14 protein-coding genes are annotated in these 15,621 nt (G+C 59.3%); 7 read left to right on the forward strand and 7 right to left on the reverse strand.

The genetic code is table 11. The features are described 5' to 3' along the window. Position 1: 1 nt before the first annotated feature. Positions 2-694 carry an SIMPL domain-containing protein gene (locus HF945_RS06245; protein WP_290524884.1) on the reverse strand — a complete coding sequence of 231 codons (693 nt, stop codon included), beginning with the start codon at positions 692-694 and terminating at the stop codon, positions 2-4. Positions 695-863: 169 nt separating this feature from the next. Here HF945_RS06245 and apbC point away from each other — a divergent pair, with 169 nt between their 5' ends. Together apbC and dcd are read left to right on the forward strand one after the other, a co-directional pair. Beyond that, on the forward strand, positions 864-1,949 hold the full coding sequence (gene apbC, locus HF945_RS06250) for an iron-sulfur cluster carrier protein ApbC (protein WP_290524885.1): 1,086 nt from the start codon (positions 864-866) through the stop codon (positions 1,947-1,949). Positions 1,950-2,201: 252 nt separating this feature from the next. Beyond that, the gene (dcd, locus tag HF945_RS06255; protein ID WP_290524886.1) at positions 2,202-2,771 is read left to right on the forward strand and encodes a dCTP deaminase; all 570 of its coding nucleotides are present in this window, start codon (positions 2,202-2,204) and stop codon (positions 2,769-2,771) included. On the opposite strand, the gene HF945_RS06260 is transcribed toward dcd, so the two are convergent. From HF945_RS06260 to purM, 4 genes are all read right to left on the reverse strand, one after another. After that, positions 2,752-3,534, reverse strand: coding sequence for a DUF3108 domain-containing protein (locus HF945_RS06260; protein WP_290524887.1), 783 nt, complete (start codon positions 3,532-3,534; stop codon positions 2,752-2,754). The two genes, dcd and HF945_RS06260, sit on opposite strands and share 20 nt — an antisense overlap. A 2-nt stretch (positions 3,535-3,536) precedes the next feature. After that, positions 3,537-4,262 (reverse strand): DUF3108 domain-containing protein, encoded by a 726-nt coding sequence (locus tag HF945_RS06265; RefSeq protein WP_290524888.1) that lies wholly within the window; start codon positions 4,260-4,262, stop codon positions 3,537-3,539. Then, entirely contained in the window at positions 4,222-4,878 is a 657-nt protein-coding gene (gene purN, locus HF945_RS06270) for a phosphoribosylglycinamide formyltransferase (RefSeq protein ID WP_290524889.1), read from the reverse strand. The genes HF945_RS06265 and purN overlap by 41 nt, the downstream gene beginning before the upstream one ends. Positions 4,879-4,950: 72 nt before the next feature. Then, the gene (purM, locus tag HF945_RS06275) at positions 4,951-5,994 is read right to left on the reverse strand and encodes a phosphoribosylformylglycinamidine cyclo-ligase (RefSeq protein ID WP_290524890.1); all 1,044 of its coding nucleotides are present in this window, start codon (positions 5,992-5,994) and stop codon (positions 4,951-4,953) included. A gap of 207 nt (positions 5,995-6,201) precedes the next feature. Between purM and HF945_RS06280 the strand changes: the two genes are divergently transcribed. From HF945_RS06280 to HF945_RS06290, 3 genes are all read left to right on the forward strand, one after another. Then, positions 6,202-7,185 (forward strand): DUF2066 domain-containing protein, encoded by a 984-nt coding sequence (locus tag HF945_RS06280; RefSeq protein ID WP_290524891.1) that lies wholly within the window; start codon positions 6,202-6,204, stop codon positions 7,183-7,185. A gap of 3 nt (positions 7,186-7,188) precedes the next feature. After that, entirely contained in the window at positions 7,189-7,878 is a 690-nt protein-coding gene (hda, locus tag HF945_RS06285) for a DnaA regulatory inactivator Hda (protein ID WP_290524892.1), read from the forward strand. 156 nt (positions 7,879-8,034) lie between these two features. Then, positions 8,035-12,525: a choice-of-anchor Q domain-containing protein gene (locus tag HF945_RS06290; protein ID WP_290524893.1), complete on the forward strand. Its 4,491-nt coding sequence runs from the start codon at positions 8,035-8,037 to the stop codon at positions 12,523-12,525. Here HF945_RS06290 and HF945_RS06295 read toward each other — a convergent pair. Further along, positions 12,496-12,786, reverse strand: a complete 291-nt coding sequence (locus HF945_RS06295) for a hypothetical protein (protein ID WP_290524894.1) — start codon at positions 12,784-12,786, stop codon at positions 12,496-12,498. The genes HF945_RS06290 and HF945_RS06295 overlap by 30 nt on opposite strands. A 114-nt stretch (positions 12,787-12,900) precedes the next feature. Between HF945_RS06295 and sthA the strand changes: the two genes are divergently transcribed. After that, positions 12,901-14,298 (forward strand): Si-specific NAD(P)(+) transhydrogenase, encoded by a 1,398-nt coding sequence (gene sthA, locus HF945_RS06300; protein WP_290524895.1) that lies wholly within the window; start codon positions 12,901-12,903, stop codon positions 14,296-14,298. A 157-nt stretch (positions 14,299-14,455) separates the two neighbouring features. Here sthA and smrA read toward each other — a convergent pair whose 3' ends face one another. Further along, on the reverse strand, positions 14,456-15,049 hold the full coding sequence (gene smrA, locus HF945_RS06305) for a DNA endonuclease SmrA (protein ID WP_290524896.1): 594 nt from the start codon (positions 15,047-15,049) through the stop codon (positions 14,456-14,458). A gap of 103 nt (positions 15,050-15,152) precedes the next feature. On the opposite strand from smrA, the gene HF945_RS06310 reads away from it, so the two are divergent. Further along, on the forward strand, positions 15,153-15,476 hold the full coding sequence (locus HF945_RS06310) for a hypothetical protein (protein WP_290524897.1): 324 nt from the start codon (positions 15,153-15,155) through the stop codon (positions 15,474-15,476). The last annotated feature ends 145 nt before the right edge of the window (positions 15,477-15,621 follow it).

Genomic DNA, 15,621 nt, shown 5'->3' on the forward strand with positions numbered 1-15,621 from the left:
CTTAATCCAGCTCGAAGGTGATCTGTACCTGGGCGCTGATATCCGTTTCGCCGGGGCGGAAGCTTTCCGCCGCACCGTCCTTGGCGCGGGACATCATCATCACCGGGCGCACAGTGTTGCTGTTGTGGAATTCGATGCGAATGGCTTCGCCCACATCGCGACCGGCAGCAGAGGCAAGAATTTCCGCCTTTTCACGGGCATCGTTTACCGCATTGCGGAGCGCGGTGGCGGCCAGTTCGTCGGCGTTGCTCACGTCACTGCCCGCAGGCTGAATGTCGCGGATGCTGAGCCTGGCCAGGCCATCAAGCAGTTCAGCATAGCGTTCCAGCCCGTTGACCCGGAAGTGCACATCACGGGACACCTGGTGGCCAACCAGCTTGCGTTCAGGTTGATACTGCCACTGGGGGGTGACCCGGAAGGCAGTGGCCCGGGTTTGTGCCTCCGGGATATCCAGATCGTCGGCCAGCTCCAGCATGGCGTCTACCTGGTCATCGACCCGGGATTTGAGGGTCTCAATGTCATTGCCGTTTTCGCGGGCAGTCGCATTGACGGAGAAGACATCCGGTATGGCGGTGACGTCGCCCTGGCCCGATACCGTGATGCTGTCGCGTTCCTGGGGCAGGGAGGGCTGGCCACAGGCGGTCAGTAGCAATGCAGAGAGGCCGGTCAGACAGAGGGCAGAAAAGCCTTTCATGATGTCTCCTTGTTGTTTGTATACCGCAAACGTTCTTTGTCTATTGTGCGAATTTCATCGTGGATAGCCAGACCCGGTTGGGGATTTTGTCGAAGACATTCCTGATCACCCTTGGTTGGTCCGGCGATAGTCCCTATCATCCCACCGTCCGACGAGGGAGTAATGACGCATGAGTACAGCAGAGCAGGTGATACGCGAGCAACTGGGGCGCTTTGTGCCCGAGGATCTGGGGGTATCGCTGGATCAGGCCGATGCCGGGATTGAAATTGCCCTCAGCGACAAGGCGGTCACGGCGACCGTGACGCTGGGTTATCACTGTGCCGGTGAAGAAGTCGCCTTGCAGTCTCAGATGGCAGCGCATCTTGCCGACGCGCTGGATGGGCGCCACTTTGAGCTTGTGCTCAACAGCCAGGTCGTGCCACACCGTGCCCAGTCGGACATGCCCGCCCTGGATCAGGTGGGCAATGTCATTGCTGTGGCCTCGGGCAAGGGCGGGGTGGGCAAATCCACCACGGCGGTGAATCTGGCCCTGGCACTCAGTGCGGAAGGCGCCCGGGTCGGGTTGCTGGATGCGGATGTGTTCGGGCCCAGCCAGCCGCTCATGTTGGGCATGCCTGACGGCACCCGCCCGGATGTGCTGGAGGGGAATACCTTTGTGCCGGTGGAAGCGTGGGGACTGCAGACCATGTCCATGGGGTACCTGACCACCCAGCAGACACCGGTGGTATGGCGCGGCCCCAAGGCCAGTGGGGCCCTTGTGCAGATGATGGAGCAGACCCGCTGGCAGGGGCTGGACTATCTGCTGGTGGATCTTCCCCCGGGCACGGGCGATATCCAGCTGACGCTGGCACAGAAAATTCCCGTGGCGGGCGCTGTGGTGATCACCACTCCCCAGGATATTGCCCTGCTGGATGCCATCAAGGGAGTGGAAATGTTCCGCAAGGTGGATATCAAGGTGCTGGGGATCATTGAGAACATGGCGGTACACATCTGCAGCAACTGTGGCCATCAGGAGCACGTGTTCGGTCAGGGGGGCGGCGAGCGCATGGCAAAGGACTACGACACCGAGGTGCTGGCCGCATTGCCGCTGTCGCTGAAAATCCGCGAGCAAGCCGACAGCGGCAAACCGGTGGTGGCCGCCTGCCCGGACAGCGAGGAAGCCGCTCTCTACCGCAAGGCGGCGCGACGCCTGGCGGCCAGACTGTCACTGACCAGCAAGGGCAAACGCGCCTTCCCGAAGGTGACGCAGCATTAGAAGAAGCTTCAAGCCACAAGCCACAAGCTACAAGCTGCAACGCGGAGCAGGGGAGAGGGGTGTCAGAGGTTGTGTCCGCGCAGAAGCTGCGTGCGCGGCGGCAGGCCTGGAACCTGGTATCGCCTGGCTGCGCGTTGTAGCTTGCAGCTTGAAGCTTGTAGCTGGTGTTACGTCTGGCGTCCGGCGTCCGGCGTCTATACCATTAAGCGCTTGAAATTACTGGTCACCCCATTTCGGAACCGAGAGGCAGGAATGAGTATTAAATCGGATCGCTGGATTACCCGCATGGCGAATGAACACGGCATGATCGAGCCCTTCCAGGCCGAACAGGTGCGGGCAGATGCCGAGGGCAACAAGCTGATTTCCTACGGGGTGTCCAGCTACGGTTACGATGTGCGCTGTGCGGATGAATTCAAGGTATTCACCAATATTCATTCCGCCACTGTGGACCCCAAGCACTTCGACGAGCGCAGTTTTGTGGATATCAAGGGCGAGTATTGCATCATCCCGCCGAATTCCTTTGCACTGGCGCGTACGGTGGAATATTTCCGGATTCCCCGCAATGTACTCACCGTCTGCCTGGGTAAGTCCACCTACGCCCGTTGCGGGATCATTGTGAACGTGACCCCGCTTGAGCCGGAGTGGGAGGGGCATGTGACCCTGGAATTTTCCAATACCACTACCTTGCCCGCGCGCATCTACGCCAACGAAGGGGTGGCGCAAATGCTGTTTTTCGAGTCCGATGAGGTGTGTGCGACCTCCTACGGGGATCGGGGCGGTAAATACCAGGGCCAGAAAGGCGTTACCCTGCCTCGGGCATGACCGGTTTCGCCTGCGTGGCGGTGGCGTTATCGTCGCTGCTGGCGGCCTGGGGCTGGCGGTCAGGATCAGGCCCCTTGTAGTCGGTCATGATCAGTTCGGCCTTCAGGAAGGTGCTCTCAATGTGTTTGGCCTTGACCACCATGTAATCCAGAGACGGCGCTACCCAGAACAGGGTGCGCCGTTTTTTCTTGCTGTCCCCTTCACGCTTTTTCTCCACCAGCAGGGTGTCCAGCTCACCCAGCGGTGTCTTGATGGTCTCCCGGTCGACCACGGCAAAATGGTGGGTGCGCACCCGGTCGCCGTACACACTGGTCACGGAATATTGGTCTGCACCGGTGGAAAACACACAGCGTCCACGTAGCAGGATGGTCAGTTCATCCAGGGCGTTGTCAGGAATATCCAGGCTTTCCTTGTCGTCCTCGGAGACGTTGTGAACCCGGGGTGGCGCCCACTGGAAGCTCATTCGGTGGTAACGATGCTGGCCAAAGCCCTCAAACTCGTGCAGATAGCGGCTGGTGCGAGGCTGGCAGTCTCTCCACTGGAAGAAACTTTCTTCGGTATTGGTCAGCAGGAAGGATTTGGCCTTCAGGAGCATGTGGTAGTTGTCTTCCCCTTCCGCAGGTTCCAGCACCAGATCCGCTTTCACCGGCGTGGGCAGTTTGTTCACATAGATGCGAAATTCGGCGGCGAAGGGGGCAAGGGTGTCGGCCAGTGCCTGGCTGCAGAGGAAAATCAGACTGAAGCAAAGTACCAGTTGGCGCACGGCTATTGTCCCTCCAGGGATTGCAGAGTCATGACATGCTCTCCGTCATTGTTCTTTTGCTGCAACTGTACCAGAAGATAATGATGTTTCGGTGCAAACCACATGAAGGTTTGGCGCGGACTGTTTGCACCGCGTACCCGCTGCACCTTGACGGTCTTCATGCGTTCGCCGTCAATTCTGAGAGTGTCCTCGCCAACAACCCGGAAGCGTTGTTTTTCCAGGGACTTTTCATCTGCCACATCCAGCTCGATGTCCCGGGCGCCGTCAGCCAGTGCACATTGCAGCGCGAGGCTCACCGAGAGTTCATCCGTAGCCGTGTCGGAGATGGGGTAGCTGAATGCGGCCTTGCCGGTGCGGGCGCTGTCAGCCATGCCGGTATCCCTGTCCAGATGCAGTGTGGCTTCCTTGACGCGGCCAAGCCCCTTGCGCAGATAGGCGTAGTAGCTGCTTTGTGGTGTACAGGATTGCCAGTTAAACAGGGCGGTTTCACGAATTTCGCCCAGCCAGTTCTTTGCGCTGACTTCCATTTCCCACAGGCCACCCTGAACCTGGCGCAGGGTGCGGGTGGCAGTAATCGAGAAGGGGATGCCTTCGCTCTTGAGGCGATAATCCAGGGTGAAAGGCATGATAGGCGGTTGGGCTGTGGCAAGCGGTGCCACGGTCAGAGACGCCAGAAAGAAGAGGACCTTAAGGGACCTGATAACCCTGTTCCGGTAACGGCTTTCCATCCAGCATCACTCCCTGCTCACCCAACCACAGGCGCTGTTCTGCGCGCCACTCCAGCACCAGCGGATACAGCTGGTGTTCCCGTACTTGTACACGGTTGGACAAGGAATCCGGGGTATCGTTCGATTCGATTTCAACCCGGGCCTGGGCGATCAGGGGGCCGCCGTCCAGTTCTTCGGTGACAAAGTGGATGGAGCAACCGTGGTGACTGTCACCGGCTTCGAGAGCGCGGGCGTGGGTATGCAGCCCCCGGTATTTGGGAAGCAGTGACGGGTGGATATTGATCAGCCTGCCCGTGTAATGGCGCACAAACAGGGGCGACAGGATGCGCATGAACCCAGCCAGTACTACCGTATCCGGCTGGTAAGGGGTGAGTTTGTCGATCATGGCCTGATCGAAGTGCTCGCGACTGTCGAACTGGCGGTGGTCCAGTACTTCAGTGGGGATGCCTGCCTGGCTGGCTCGCGCCAATCCACCGGCATCCGCCTTGTTGGACAGGACCACCGCGATTTGCGCGTGCAGAGCGCCACTGCTGATAGCGTTAAGGATAGCCTGCAGATTGGTCCCCGAACCACTGATCAGGACGGCAAGGCGGTGTGGTGCGGCAGAGGCTGTCATCAGGCGAGTATCCGGTACTGGCAGGTGAAAAATGTGAATGGGGCTGCCGGCGGTCCGGCAGCCCTGAACGGGTCAGTCCTGCAGGCCTTCAAGGATGACCTCGGGCTCGCCTTCACCGGCGGTGATCTCGCCCATCAGGAAGGCCTCTTCGCCTTCGGCTTCCATCAGTGCCAGGGTGGCATCCACCTGGTCCGCGGGCACCGCGATGACCATGCCCACACCGCAGTTAAAGGTGCGGTACATTTCGAAGGCGGGTACCTGGCCTTCCTGCTGGAGCCACTTGAACACGGCCGGGAATTCCCAGCTGGCAGTGTCGATAACGGCGCGGGTGTTATCAGGCAGTACCCGGGGCAGGTTCTCGGGCAGGCCGCCACCGGTGATATGAGCCAGGGCATGCACCTCTACCTGCTCAATCAGCTTGAGCAGCGGCTTCACGTAAATGCGGGTGGGGGCCAGCAGGTGTTCCATGAGCGGTTTGCCGTCCAGCGCGATGTCGGTTTCAGCCTGGGCCATGATACGGCGGACCAGGGAGTAACCGTTGGAGTGGGGGCCACTGGAAGCCAGGCCAATCAACTTGTCGCCGGGCTTGACCTTGCTACCGTCAAGCACGCCGTCTTTCTCGACCACGCCCACGCAGAATCCGGCCAGATCATAGTCTTCGCCTTCGTACATGCCGGGCATTTCTGCGGTTTCCCCGCCGATCAGGGCGCAGCCGGCCAGTTCGCAGCCCTCACCGATGCCGGTGACAACACTGGTGGCGGTTTCCACATCCAGCTTGCCGGTGGCGTAATAATCCAGGAAGAACAGGGGTTCCGCGCCCCCCACGATCAGGTCGTTGACGCACATGGCGACCAGGTCGATACCCACCTTGTCGTGACGGCCGGTATCAATGGCCAGACGCAGCTTGGTGCCCACACCATCAGTGCCTGCGACCAGAACCGGATTCTTGTAACGGGAGGGCAGTTCACAGAGGGCGCCAAATCCGCCCAGGCCACCCAGGACCTCGGGGCGACGGGTACGCTTGGCCACAGGGGCAATGCGCTTTACCAGCTCGTTTCCGGCATCGATGTCGACGCCAGCGTCACGGTAGGTCAGTGGCCGTTTCTGTTCGGTCATGGGGGGCTCCGGATTGATGAAGGCGCGTATTTTAAGAGTCCGGGGGCGATCTTTCCACCGCTGCGTGGCAGAGAGTTTCAGCCTGTCGGCGAACAGAAGGAGTTTTGTCGCGGCTCCTTAATAGGTGATAATACCGCGCTTTGAAGGACTTGGTTGGATTTGCCGCTCATGCGTGGATACGGAAAGCAGGTTTTAGCAGCATTGTTGATGTCGCTGCTGATGGTGTCGATGGCGCCATCCGCACTGGCCGGAACACTGGACACCGTTGAGGTGGCGGTGGAAAACCGCACCCCGGAAGAGCAGGAGCGGGCGCTGGCAGAGGCGCTGGATCAGGTGCTGGTGCGGCTCAGTGGCAAGCCCTCGGTGCTGGAATTGCCGGTGGCGAAGGAGGCGGCAGAGCAGCTGCAGCGCTGGGTGATCCGGCAGGATTATCGTGACGGCCTGCTGGTGGCGCGGTTCGATACCGAGGGGCTGATGGATTTGTTGTCCTCCCGGCGCGCGCCGGTATGGGGCGTGCCAAGACCCCGTGTGCTGGTCTGGCTGGTGGACCAGGGCGCGGGCAAGGGCAGTATGGTCAATCCGGGGCACCCGGATTTCGCTACGCTGAAACAGGAAGCGGACCGGCGCGGGCTGGATGTGGTGATACCTGAATGGGATGCCGCTGACCGTGACGTGTTGGCTGTGGCGGATATTCGTGGCCGTTTCGATAACCAGATTCTGGACGCCTCGGCCCGTTACCCCCATGAAATGGTGCTGGCTGCCGTGCTCTACAGCGGTTCACCTGCCACCGTCAGCTGGCGGGTCCTGCAAGGGCGAAAGACCCTGGATGATGGGCGGCTGAAGGCAGATTCCACCGGCCAGGCCATCACAGCGCTGGTCGACAAGGTGACCGATCAGCTGGCAGACCGCTTTGCGGTCACGGGGGGCGCCACCGACCAACGCACCCTGCTTACGGTCGAGTCCGTGGGCGCGCTGGGAGACTGGAAAGCGCTGCGTGATTTCCTGTCCGGCCTGGGTGGCGTGCAGAGTGTTTCGCTGGTGCAGGTGTCCGGGGATTCGCTGATTTACGGGCTGGATTTTTCTGGCAGTGATGCCCAGTTACGGGATCTGCTGTCCCTGTCTGCGGCGTTGAAGCCCTGTCCGGATCAGGCGGTCGCCGGTCCGCAGTGGCGATACTGCTGGCGCCGCTGATAGATGGTGGCGCAATTACCGCTTGCCCTGCAGTTGCGCGAGGGCAATGACCTTTCCAATTTCGTTGCGGGCCAGAACGGGGCGCTGTTTCAGGGCATCCGTGAAACCGTGGTAGGGACAGACCGGCAGGCCTGTATCTGGGGGCCGGAGGGGCAGGGCAAGAGCCACCTGCTGGAAGGCGCCGTTCGTCTTGCCCAGCAGCATGGTATGAATGCCTGTTTGCTGCCGGCGGAAGAATTGCTGCCGCTGAGCCCGGACGTACTGGAATCCATGGAGCAGTTTGCCCTGCTGGCCATTGATGACTGCCAGCATTTCGCCGGGGAACCGCGCTGGGAAGAAGCCCTGTTTCATCTCTATAACCGGCTGATGGCCCGGGGAGGGCGCTTGCTGGTTACCGCCAATGCTTCCCCTTCAGCTATGGGGTTGATGCTGCCGGATCTGGCCACCCGGTTGGCGGCCGGCCCTGTCTATCGTCTCCAGCCACTGGAGGATGACGGCCTGGAAACCTTGCTGGTGGAGCGTGCGCGAGCCCGCGGCCTGCGCCTGGAGCCGGAAGTGGCGCATTTCATCGTACTGCGCAGTGAGCGAAGCCCCGGGGGACTGGTGAGCTTGCTCAATCGTCTGGACCGACTGGCGCTAGCGCAACAACGCTCCGTCACTATTCCCTTTGTCAAGGATGCGCTGGGGTGGTAAAAAGAGCCGATTACATACCAACAACAGTTTGATACCGATATCGGCGGTATTATTGCTCGTGATTACATAGGGTTACATATACCGCCCCCTCTGCGGGCTCCGAAAGACCTATTAGAACAATAATGCCAGGCGAACTGACGCCTGCAGGAGAACACAATGCGCCACCCCGGGCCTTGGCAGTGCCTTGCTGGCTGTACCCTGCTTTTTGCAGCCGCTTCCCATGCAACGGTTTATGAGATCAACAGCACAACGGATCCTGAAGTCACCGTGGTGGCGGTGGATAATGTTGATGAATCGCCTGCTGCCCAGGAGTGGGATAAAGATACCGAATGGCAGGTGACCTCCACGCCTTCAGATGGCTTCTGCTCTATCCGGGAAGCGATCTACGCCAGCAATTATCGAATTGCCGTGGATGGCTGCGAAGCCGGTTCCGGTAGCGACACCCTCAGGCTGGTGGCGGGCAAGACCTATCAGCTGCAGCATGGCAGCCTGCCCGTCGGTATTGGCGAAAAGGTGGTTGTCACCTCCGAGGAAGTCCCCGATCCGAGTACCACCGATCCGGACGACACCAAGACCGAGTACACCGTAACGTTTGAACCGCTCTCCAACCAGATCGCCTTGACGCTTCAGCTGGATGCGTTTGAAGAAGCCGAAGACAAGGTGCGCCCTGTTATCACCGCAGACAACCAGTATCGTGTGTTCACGATCCATGATCGCGGCGCCATATCGCTGGCCAATCTGGAGCTCAGGGACGGCGACGCCACGGTGCCGGACCTGATGGATGCGGAGGTTGCCGAGCGGGAACTCGACAGCAATGGCGGCCTGATTCGCGCTGCCGGTACGGTCATCGTCAACAGCAACACGGTGCTGGCCGGCGGGACTGCCGATCAGGGTGGCGCGGTGTACATGACAGAAGGCAGTGGTATCGCGTTCCGCAACGGTGGCCTGTTTGAAGACAATGTGGCTCAGCAGGGCGCGGTGATTGCCACCTCCGACACCTTTGATGGCAACATCATCGGCTACGACTTCTACATGGCCAACAATGAGGCCACGGGCGGTGCTGATGCCGGTGTCATCTATCTGGATGGGGGTGACCCGGGGGCGGAGGCAGTGCCCGAGGATACCTCAGTGGTTCCGCCGATTCCGGCTGTACCGGCAGTGCCCGCGGTGCGCATTGGCGTGGAACTGGGTAATGGCACCATTACCAACAATATCGGCGGTGCCATCAACGTGGTGTCGGAAAACTATGCCTCGGTGCTGGTCAACATGACCATCGCTTTCAATGATGGTGTGGCGTTGACGTTGGCGGAGACCGTGTTTGACGACCCGGCTGACGCCGAGACCACCGACCATATTCTGCACACGGTACTGGTGGGCAACGATGGCGGCGCCTGCGCCGGTGCCGGTCTGGATGGCACAGCAGTGAACGCAGCGGCAGCGGCCCGCTTGCTGTTCACGATCACTGATGATTCTAACTGTCCGCTGCCTGAAGAACAGACGCTGGGTACGCCTGTGACCAGCAATCCCAATGGCGCCCAGGAGGATGTGTTCCTGGGCGAAGGCCGTGAACCCTGTGAAATTGGGCTAAAGGGTGCCGGTGTCTGTTTACCCATGTCCGCTGATGCCATTGGAGGCCCTTACCCCGCCTTTTTGCCCAACCCGCTCCCTGATGCAGTGGCGGCAGACCCGTTGGCATCCCCCGGTTTCGCCAGCTTGTTTGATCGTGGCAATCCTGAAAACTCCACCGTGGATCCTTGTGAAAGCACGGATAACCGGGGCAATGCCCGCGGTGGTGCGGGCGGCCGTTGTGATGTGGGTGCCGTCGAATTTCTGCGCGCCCAGGCGCAACCGGAAGAGATCGACATGATCAGCGGTCAGAGTGTGCTGGGGGATGTGGTTGCCAATGATCTGAATGACACGGTGATCGACTGCCGCTTGCTCGATGATGAGATCATTGGCGATGGGGTGTGCGTATTGGGCGACGACGCCTGTCTGGATCAGGCTCGCCTGGATCGGTGCCTCACTATTATCGAGTTCCCGGAACTGGGGGCAGCCGTGCCGGTAATTGATGACAACGGCTACCCGAAAATTCGTTACACACCGTCGTCCAACTTCCACGGTGTGGACCAGATCCGCTACAAGGTGGACAAGGACGCCTTCGATGGCGGCACGGATCTGGGGCAGGACCAGGACGAAATTGCCAACTTCTTTGCCGAACCTGCCAGTGGCCTCTCTGAAAGCGACAGCATTGGTTCGCTGGGCGGCGTGATGATGGCGATGTTGCTGTGCGCCGGGTTGATGCGGCGCTTTGGCCGCGCTGGCCGTCAACTGCTGGCTGTTGCAGCATTGCTGGTCAGCGGTCAGGCCCTGGCGGTGGATATCACCGTGAACTCCCTGGAAGACCGGATCCCCTCCATCCCCAATGATGGCAAATGTACCCTGCGAGAGGCGCTGCTGAACGCGGGGGCGGCGGCCAGCACGGATTGTGAGTATGGCGGCAATTCCACAGATACCATCCTGCTGCCGGCAGGCGACATCCAGCTTGCCGGCACCCTGATTATCGAGGGCGGGGGTGTTGAGATCATTGGCAAGGGCGCGCGGGATGAAGACACCAGTGATGATGACGATACCCTGACACGTATTCTTGGTGATGGCAGCTTTCGTCTGTTTGAAGTGCAGCCGCCAGGACCGAATCTGGGTTACCCGTCAGTACGATTCCAGTACCTGACGCTGGAAGATGGCTATGCGGCAGGCGCCGGCGATGCCGGTTCCGGCGCCGTTGTGGTGACCGGGGGCACGGTGATTTTTGACCGGGTGCGCATCCTCAATAACGAGGCGGAAGCCAATGGCGGGGTAGCGTTCGTTCGTGCCAATGCGGGGAATGAGAAACTGCTCACCTTCAACCGCAGCTTTGTCAGTGGCAATACCGCGGGTGTGTCAGGCGGGGTAATGGCCAGCACGGCGCAGAATGGTGAAACCTTCCGGGTCGCCATCGTGGACAGCACCTTCGAGGGTAACACTGCGGCGGTGGAAGGCGGTGTGCTGGATGCCAATATCCGCGCGGGTGAAGTACAGATTTCCAACAGCACCTTTGTGAACAACAGCGCCCCGAAAGGTTCTGCGCTGGACTTCAGCGGGCTGGATATCAACGCCAACATCATGAATAGCACCTTCCTCAATAATACCGGTGGGTTGGGGTTGGAGCTGGGTGATGCGAGCACGGAAACCCGCATGGGCAATTCGGCCTATTTCAATAGTGGTGCCGCCTGTAGCAGTGGCGCCACCCTGCTGCTGGACAGTGCGTATAACGCGTATTCCGACATGGCCTGTGAGGCCACCAATGCCAGCACCACGGATCAGGCCTCCACCGGCGCGGCCTCCCTTGAAACCTCACTGAGCAGTGTGGAAGGGGAAGGCAGCAGCGATGATTACGTGCCTCCTTACCTGGCCATTGCGAATGCGGAGACCGACATGGTGCTGGTGAACATGGGCAATGATCAGGCCTCCCTGGTCAGTGGCACGGGAACGCCTCTGGCATGCCGAGCCACCGACTTGCGCGGTGTTGACCGGACCTCTGGTGGTGTGTGCGATGTGGGTGCGTTCGAGTATCAGCAGATCACTGCGGAAGATGATGAAGGCAATAACCAGAATACGCCGTCACGTCAGGTGCCGGTGGATATTCTGGATAATGACCTGCCAAGTGACGGTGGCGAATTTGTACTACTGGATGAAATGGATCCAGGCATGTTTGCACAGGGTTACTTCACTTTCGAGCATGCTGAGCTCTACGCCGGCTCGGACCCGGAAAAGTATGAGGGTACGGGTGACACCTATTTGCAAGACCCCGACAATAACGACGATTGGACCCTGTTCCGGCTGGATATTCCCTCTCCTGCGACGCCCTCCGAAGTTTCCATGAAGGGTGCCGAGCTTCGTTTTGTCTGGCTCTACTACAACGAAGAGCGAGACGGCTACGACCTCAAGTGTGGTGACCCGATCCCCCAGCGAATTATTGACGACAACTCGAGCCTGTTCGAGGACGGCGATATCGCCGATGAGTGTGTCGTACTGTTTACCCCTCCGGCGCTGCCTGAGTTTGATGACCGTATGTGTGCCAGCACCAGCGAAGATCCGGTGGAGGTGGCATTTCTCTATACCTTCACCGATGACCAGGGTGCCACTTCCTTGCCGGCCACGGTGGTGATGACACTCAAAGACAAGGCGCCAACCCTGGAAGGGAAATCGGTGGTGAATCAGCCGGGCAAAAAAGTGGTGTTCAAACTGGAAGTCAGTGATCCGGACGAACCGGATGCCCTGATCGACTGGACCAGTGGACGCTATGACGTCTCCATCGCCAACGAACCCAGTTTCGCGAAGAAGAATGCCAACGGGGATGTGCTGGGTACCGGTATTGTTATTGATGATGACAATGCGGGTACCGTGACTTATGTGCCAGACAGCAACTTCAACACCTTCAAGGATTCGTTCACCCTCAAGGTGGAAGATACCCTGTGTGACACCACCTCCCAGCAGGTGCGCTATACCGTCAGCTACGTCAACGAAGAAACTTCTGCCGGTTCCGGCAGCATGGGCTGGATGCTGCTGGGAACCGTGATGTTACTGCTGCGCCGGCGGTTTGCGGCGTAGCAGGGTGCGTTTGGCCAGTTCCCACACCAGGGCGCCCGCCACCATGCTGATCAGCAGCAACAGTAATTTGGGGATGTCCACCAGGGTCCAGAACAGGATGTCGATACTGGTGGGCTCCAGATTCTGCATCACGATAACCACCAACAGAATCAGCCCCAGGATCTGAAGGGCTCCCAGCGGATGGCTGATCAGCCACTGGCCGGATTTTTTGCTGCCACGCGCCAGTGCAGACGGTTTCTTGACGCTGTTTTCCTGTTCCATATCGCGCTCTCCCTGTTGTCGCGTTGCCGTGCTCTTATCATTCTCACCTTAGTCTAACTCGTCGTGCTACTGCCAGCCCTCTATACTGTGTGGATTAACGAGAGGGAGGTGTGAATGGACATCAGTGCCGGTTGGGATCTTGTGGTGATTGGGAGCGGCCCGGCAGGGGAGGCGGCGGCCATGCAGGCAGCCAAGAAGGACCTGCGGGTAGCCATTGTGGAAGATCAGCGAGCCATGGGCGGTAACTGCACCCACTGGGGCACCATTCCTTCCAAGGCGCTGCGCCATCAGGTGCGGCAGGTGATTCGAACCCAGCGCAATCCTTTACTGCGCGGTATCATCAACCCCCGGGATGTGCGCTGGCAGGATCTGATTACCCGAACCCAGGAAGTGATTGATTCCCAGGTACAGGTGCGCACCGACTTTTACATCCGCAACCGGGTGACCATCTTTGCCGGCCGAGGGCGTATCGCCAACCCCCATGAAGTTCAGGTAGACGACACGGAAGGGCGTACACATCTTCTGGAAACAAAGCATATCCTGATTGCCACCGGCTCTCGGCCATATCATCCGGCGGATGTGGATTTCGATCATCCCCGTGTTTATGACTCCGACACTATCCTCACCATGAACCACACCCCCCGTCATATCATTATCTATGGCGCCGGTGTGATCGGTTCCGAATACGCCTGCATCTTTACCGGCCTGGGTATTCGCGTGGATCTGGTCAACTCCCGTGATCATCTGATGGACTTTCTGGATACGGAAATTTCCGATGCGCTCAGCTATCACCTGCGTGACCAGGGCTGCACTATCCGCCAGGGGGAAGAATACAAGAGAGTGAGTGCAGACGACGACGGGGTGACGCTGGAGCTCAAGTCTGGCAAGAAGCTGCGCGCCGATGCCCTGTTGTGGTGTAACGGTCGCTCCGGGAACACCACCAACATGGGGCTGGAAATGGTTGGCCTGGAGCCAAATGGCCGGGGCCAGCTTGCTGTCAATGAGCGTTACCAGACCGAAGTAGAAAATATCTATGCGGTGGGCGATGTGGTGGGCTGGCCGTCACTGGCCAGCGCCTCCTACGATCAGGGTCGCTTCTGCGCGGCGGCCATTGCTGGCGACGAGATCAAGCAAGTGAAAGATGTGCCCACGGGCATCTACACCATTCCCGGCATCAGTAGCGTGGGGCAGAGTGAACAGGAACTTACCGAAGCAAAAGTTCCTTATGAGGTCGGACAGGCCTTCTTCCGCAATCTGGCCCGGGCACAGATTACCGGTGAGCGGGTAGGGATGCTGAAAATCCTGTTCCACCGCGATACCCTGGCTATCCTCGGTATCCACTGTTTTGGTTACCAGGCCATGGAAATCGTCCATGTCGGCCAGGCCATCATGCGCCAGCCCGGCGAGCAGAACACCCTGGAATACTTCATCGACACCACCTTCAACTACCCGACCATGGCGGAGGCGTATCGGGTGGCGGCGATCAATGGGATCAACAGAATCAAGAGATAATGAATAGTTAATAATGAATAATTAATAGCTGCGCGAGAGCGCCTTGCTTTGATCTGAAACGCATGAGGCCGCGCCCGTAGGATGGGCGCGGCCTCATGCGTTTCAAGACCCTAATTCGCTTATCGCGAATTATTCATTATTAACTATTCATTATTAATTAGCGGTTATTTTTCCCCGCCTCCATAAAAAACTCCCGATTCCGCTGCCTCGCCTGACTGTTCTTGCGGATCAGTACATAGGTGGCGCCGGTGCCGCCGCGGTTGGCGGGGGCGGTGTGGTAGGCGAGGACCAGGTGGCTCTCGTGCAGCCAGTGCATCACGTAGCTCTTGAGGAAGCCGGGGCGTTCGCTGTGCAGGCCCTTGCCGTGGCTGATCAGTACCGCTCGCAGGCTGTTCTCGTGGGCACGGGTGAGGAACTGGTGCACAAGGTTGCGAGCATCCATCAGGCGCACGCGGTGTAGATCGAGCACGTCCTGGGCTTCGTATTTGCCGAGCCGGAGTTTGCGATACACCCCTTCCTGCACACCGTTTTTCTTAACGCCTATGATGTCGAGTGGGGCGATAGGTTCTACCTGTTCCGGGACCGTCAGCGGGTTGCTGTCGCGCTTGTCATCCACGGCAGCGGCGCGGCGCAATTGCTCGCGAATACTGTCTTTGCGGGGGGCGCGACCGGTTTCAACGCGTCCATCCTGCTTGATGGGAGTCACATCCGCCATTTCACGTCGGAAAAGATCATCATCATTGCTGGCCATGGAACTGCTCCACAAAACTACATTCCGAAACGATTACTCTTCTTGCATGGTACAGAAGGCGGGAGGAAACTGGCAGTTGAACCGGCATGAAAGAGGACTCGTTATGGAACGTCGTCGTTTTCGAAGGCCCCGGTTACGCCTGAACGTGAAGGCCTGCATCGGTAGTCAGCCTATTGGTCATGTTCTCAATCTCACCGACGAAGGCATCTGCCTGACCGGTCGGGGAGTGCCTCCCTCCCAGATGCAATCCTTGCGTCTGGATCTTCCCATACCCTTGTATGGCCAGCGTGAAGTGGCAGTGATGGCCACGCCTTGTTGGCACGATTATCTGCCCAATGGTCACTGGCGGGGCGGCTTTCATCTGGACGTGGATGATCACGCCGCCTCCATTCTTACCACCCTGGCGGGGCGCTACGGCGATACCTGAATGCTGGCCCGGTAAAACGTTCATCGCGGAGTGTCAGGCGAGGCGTGGTGTCGAACAGCAACGGACCAGGTGTTGCTGCAGGTTGCCTGCTACGGCTGCAGGTCGGCACAGTGAAAGACAAAAAGGCCCATGCACCGAAAGCCGG

Source organism: Alcanivorax sp., assembly GCF_017794965.1.
GTDB lineage: Bacteria > Pseudomonadota > Gammaproteobacteria > Pseudomonadales > Alcanivoracaceae > Alcanivorax.

Bases quoted from the DNA above. Each gene is read 5' to 3' on its own strand.
- HF945_RS06245 (WP_290524884.1), bottom strand. From the start codon at position 694: ATGAAAGGCTTTTCTGCCCTCTGTCTGACCGGCCTCTCTGCATTGCTA.
- apbC (WP_290524885.1), top strand. From the start codon at position 864: ATGAGTACAGCAGAGCAGGTGATACGCGAGCAACTGGGGCGCTTTGTG.
- dcd (WP_290524886.1), top strand. From the start codon at position 2,202: ATGAGTATTAAATCGGATCGCTGGATTACCCGCATGGCGAATGAACAC.
- HF945_RS06265 (WP_290524888.1), bottom strand. From the start codon at position 4,262: ATGGAAAGCCGTTACCGGAACAGGGTTATCAGGTCCCTTAAGGTCCTC.
- purN (WP_290524889.1), bottom strand. From the start codon at position 4,878: ATGACAGCCTCTGCCGCACCACACCGCCTTGCCGTCCTGATCAGTGGT.
- purM (WP_290524890.1), bottom strand. From the start codon at position 5,994: ATGACCGAACAGAAACGGCCACTGACCTACCGTGACGCTGGCGTCGAC.
- HF945_RS06280 (WP_290524891.1), top strand. From the start codon at position 6,202: ATGTCGCTGCTGATGGTGTCGATGGCGCCATCCGCACTGGCCGGAACA.
- hda (WP_290524892.1), top strand. From the start codon at position 7,189: ATGGTGGCGCAATTACCGCTTGCCCTGCAGTTGCGCGAGGGCAATGAC.
- HF945_RS06290 (WP_290524893.1), top strand. From the start codon at position 8,035: ATGCGCCACCCCGGGCCTTGGCAGTGCCTTGCTGGCTGTACCCTGCTT.
- HF945_RS06295 (WP_290524894.1), bottom strand. From the start codon at position 12,786: ATGGAACAGGAAAACAGCGTCAAGAAACCGTCTGCACTGGCGCGTGGC.
- sthA (WP_290524895.1), top strand. From the start codon at position 12,901: ATGGACATCAGTGCCGGTTGGGATCTTGTGGTGATTGGGAGCGGCCCG.
- smrA (WP_290524896.1), bottom strand. From the start codon at position 15,049: ATGGCCAGCAATGATGATGATCTTTTCCGACGTGAAATGGCGGATGTG.
- HF945_RS06310 (WP_290524897.1), top strand. From the start codon at position 15,153: ATGGAACGTCGTCGTTTTCGAAGGCCCCGGTTACGCCTGAACGTGAAG.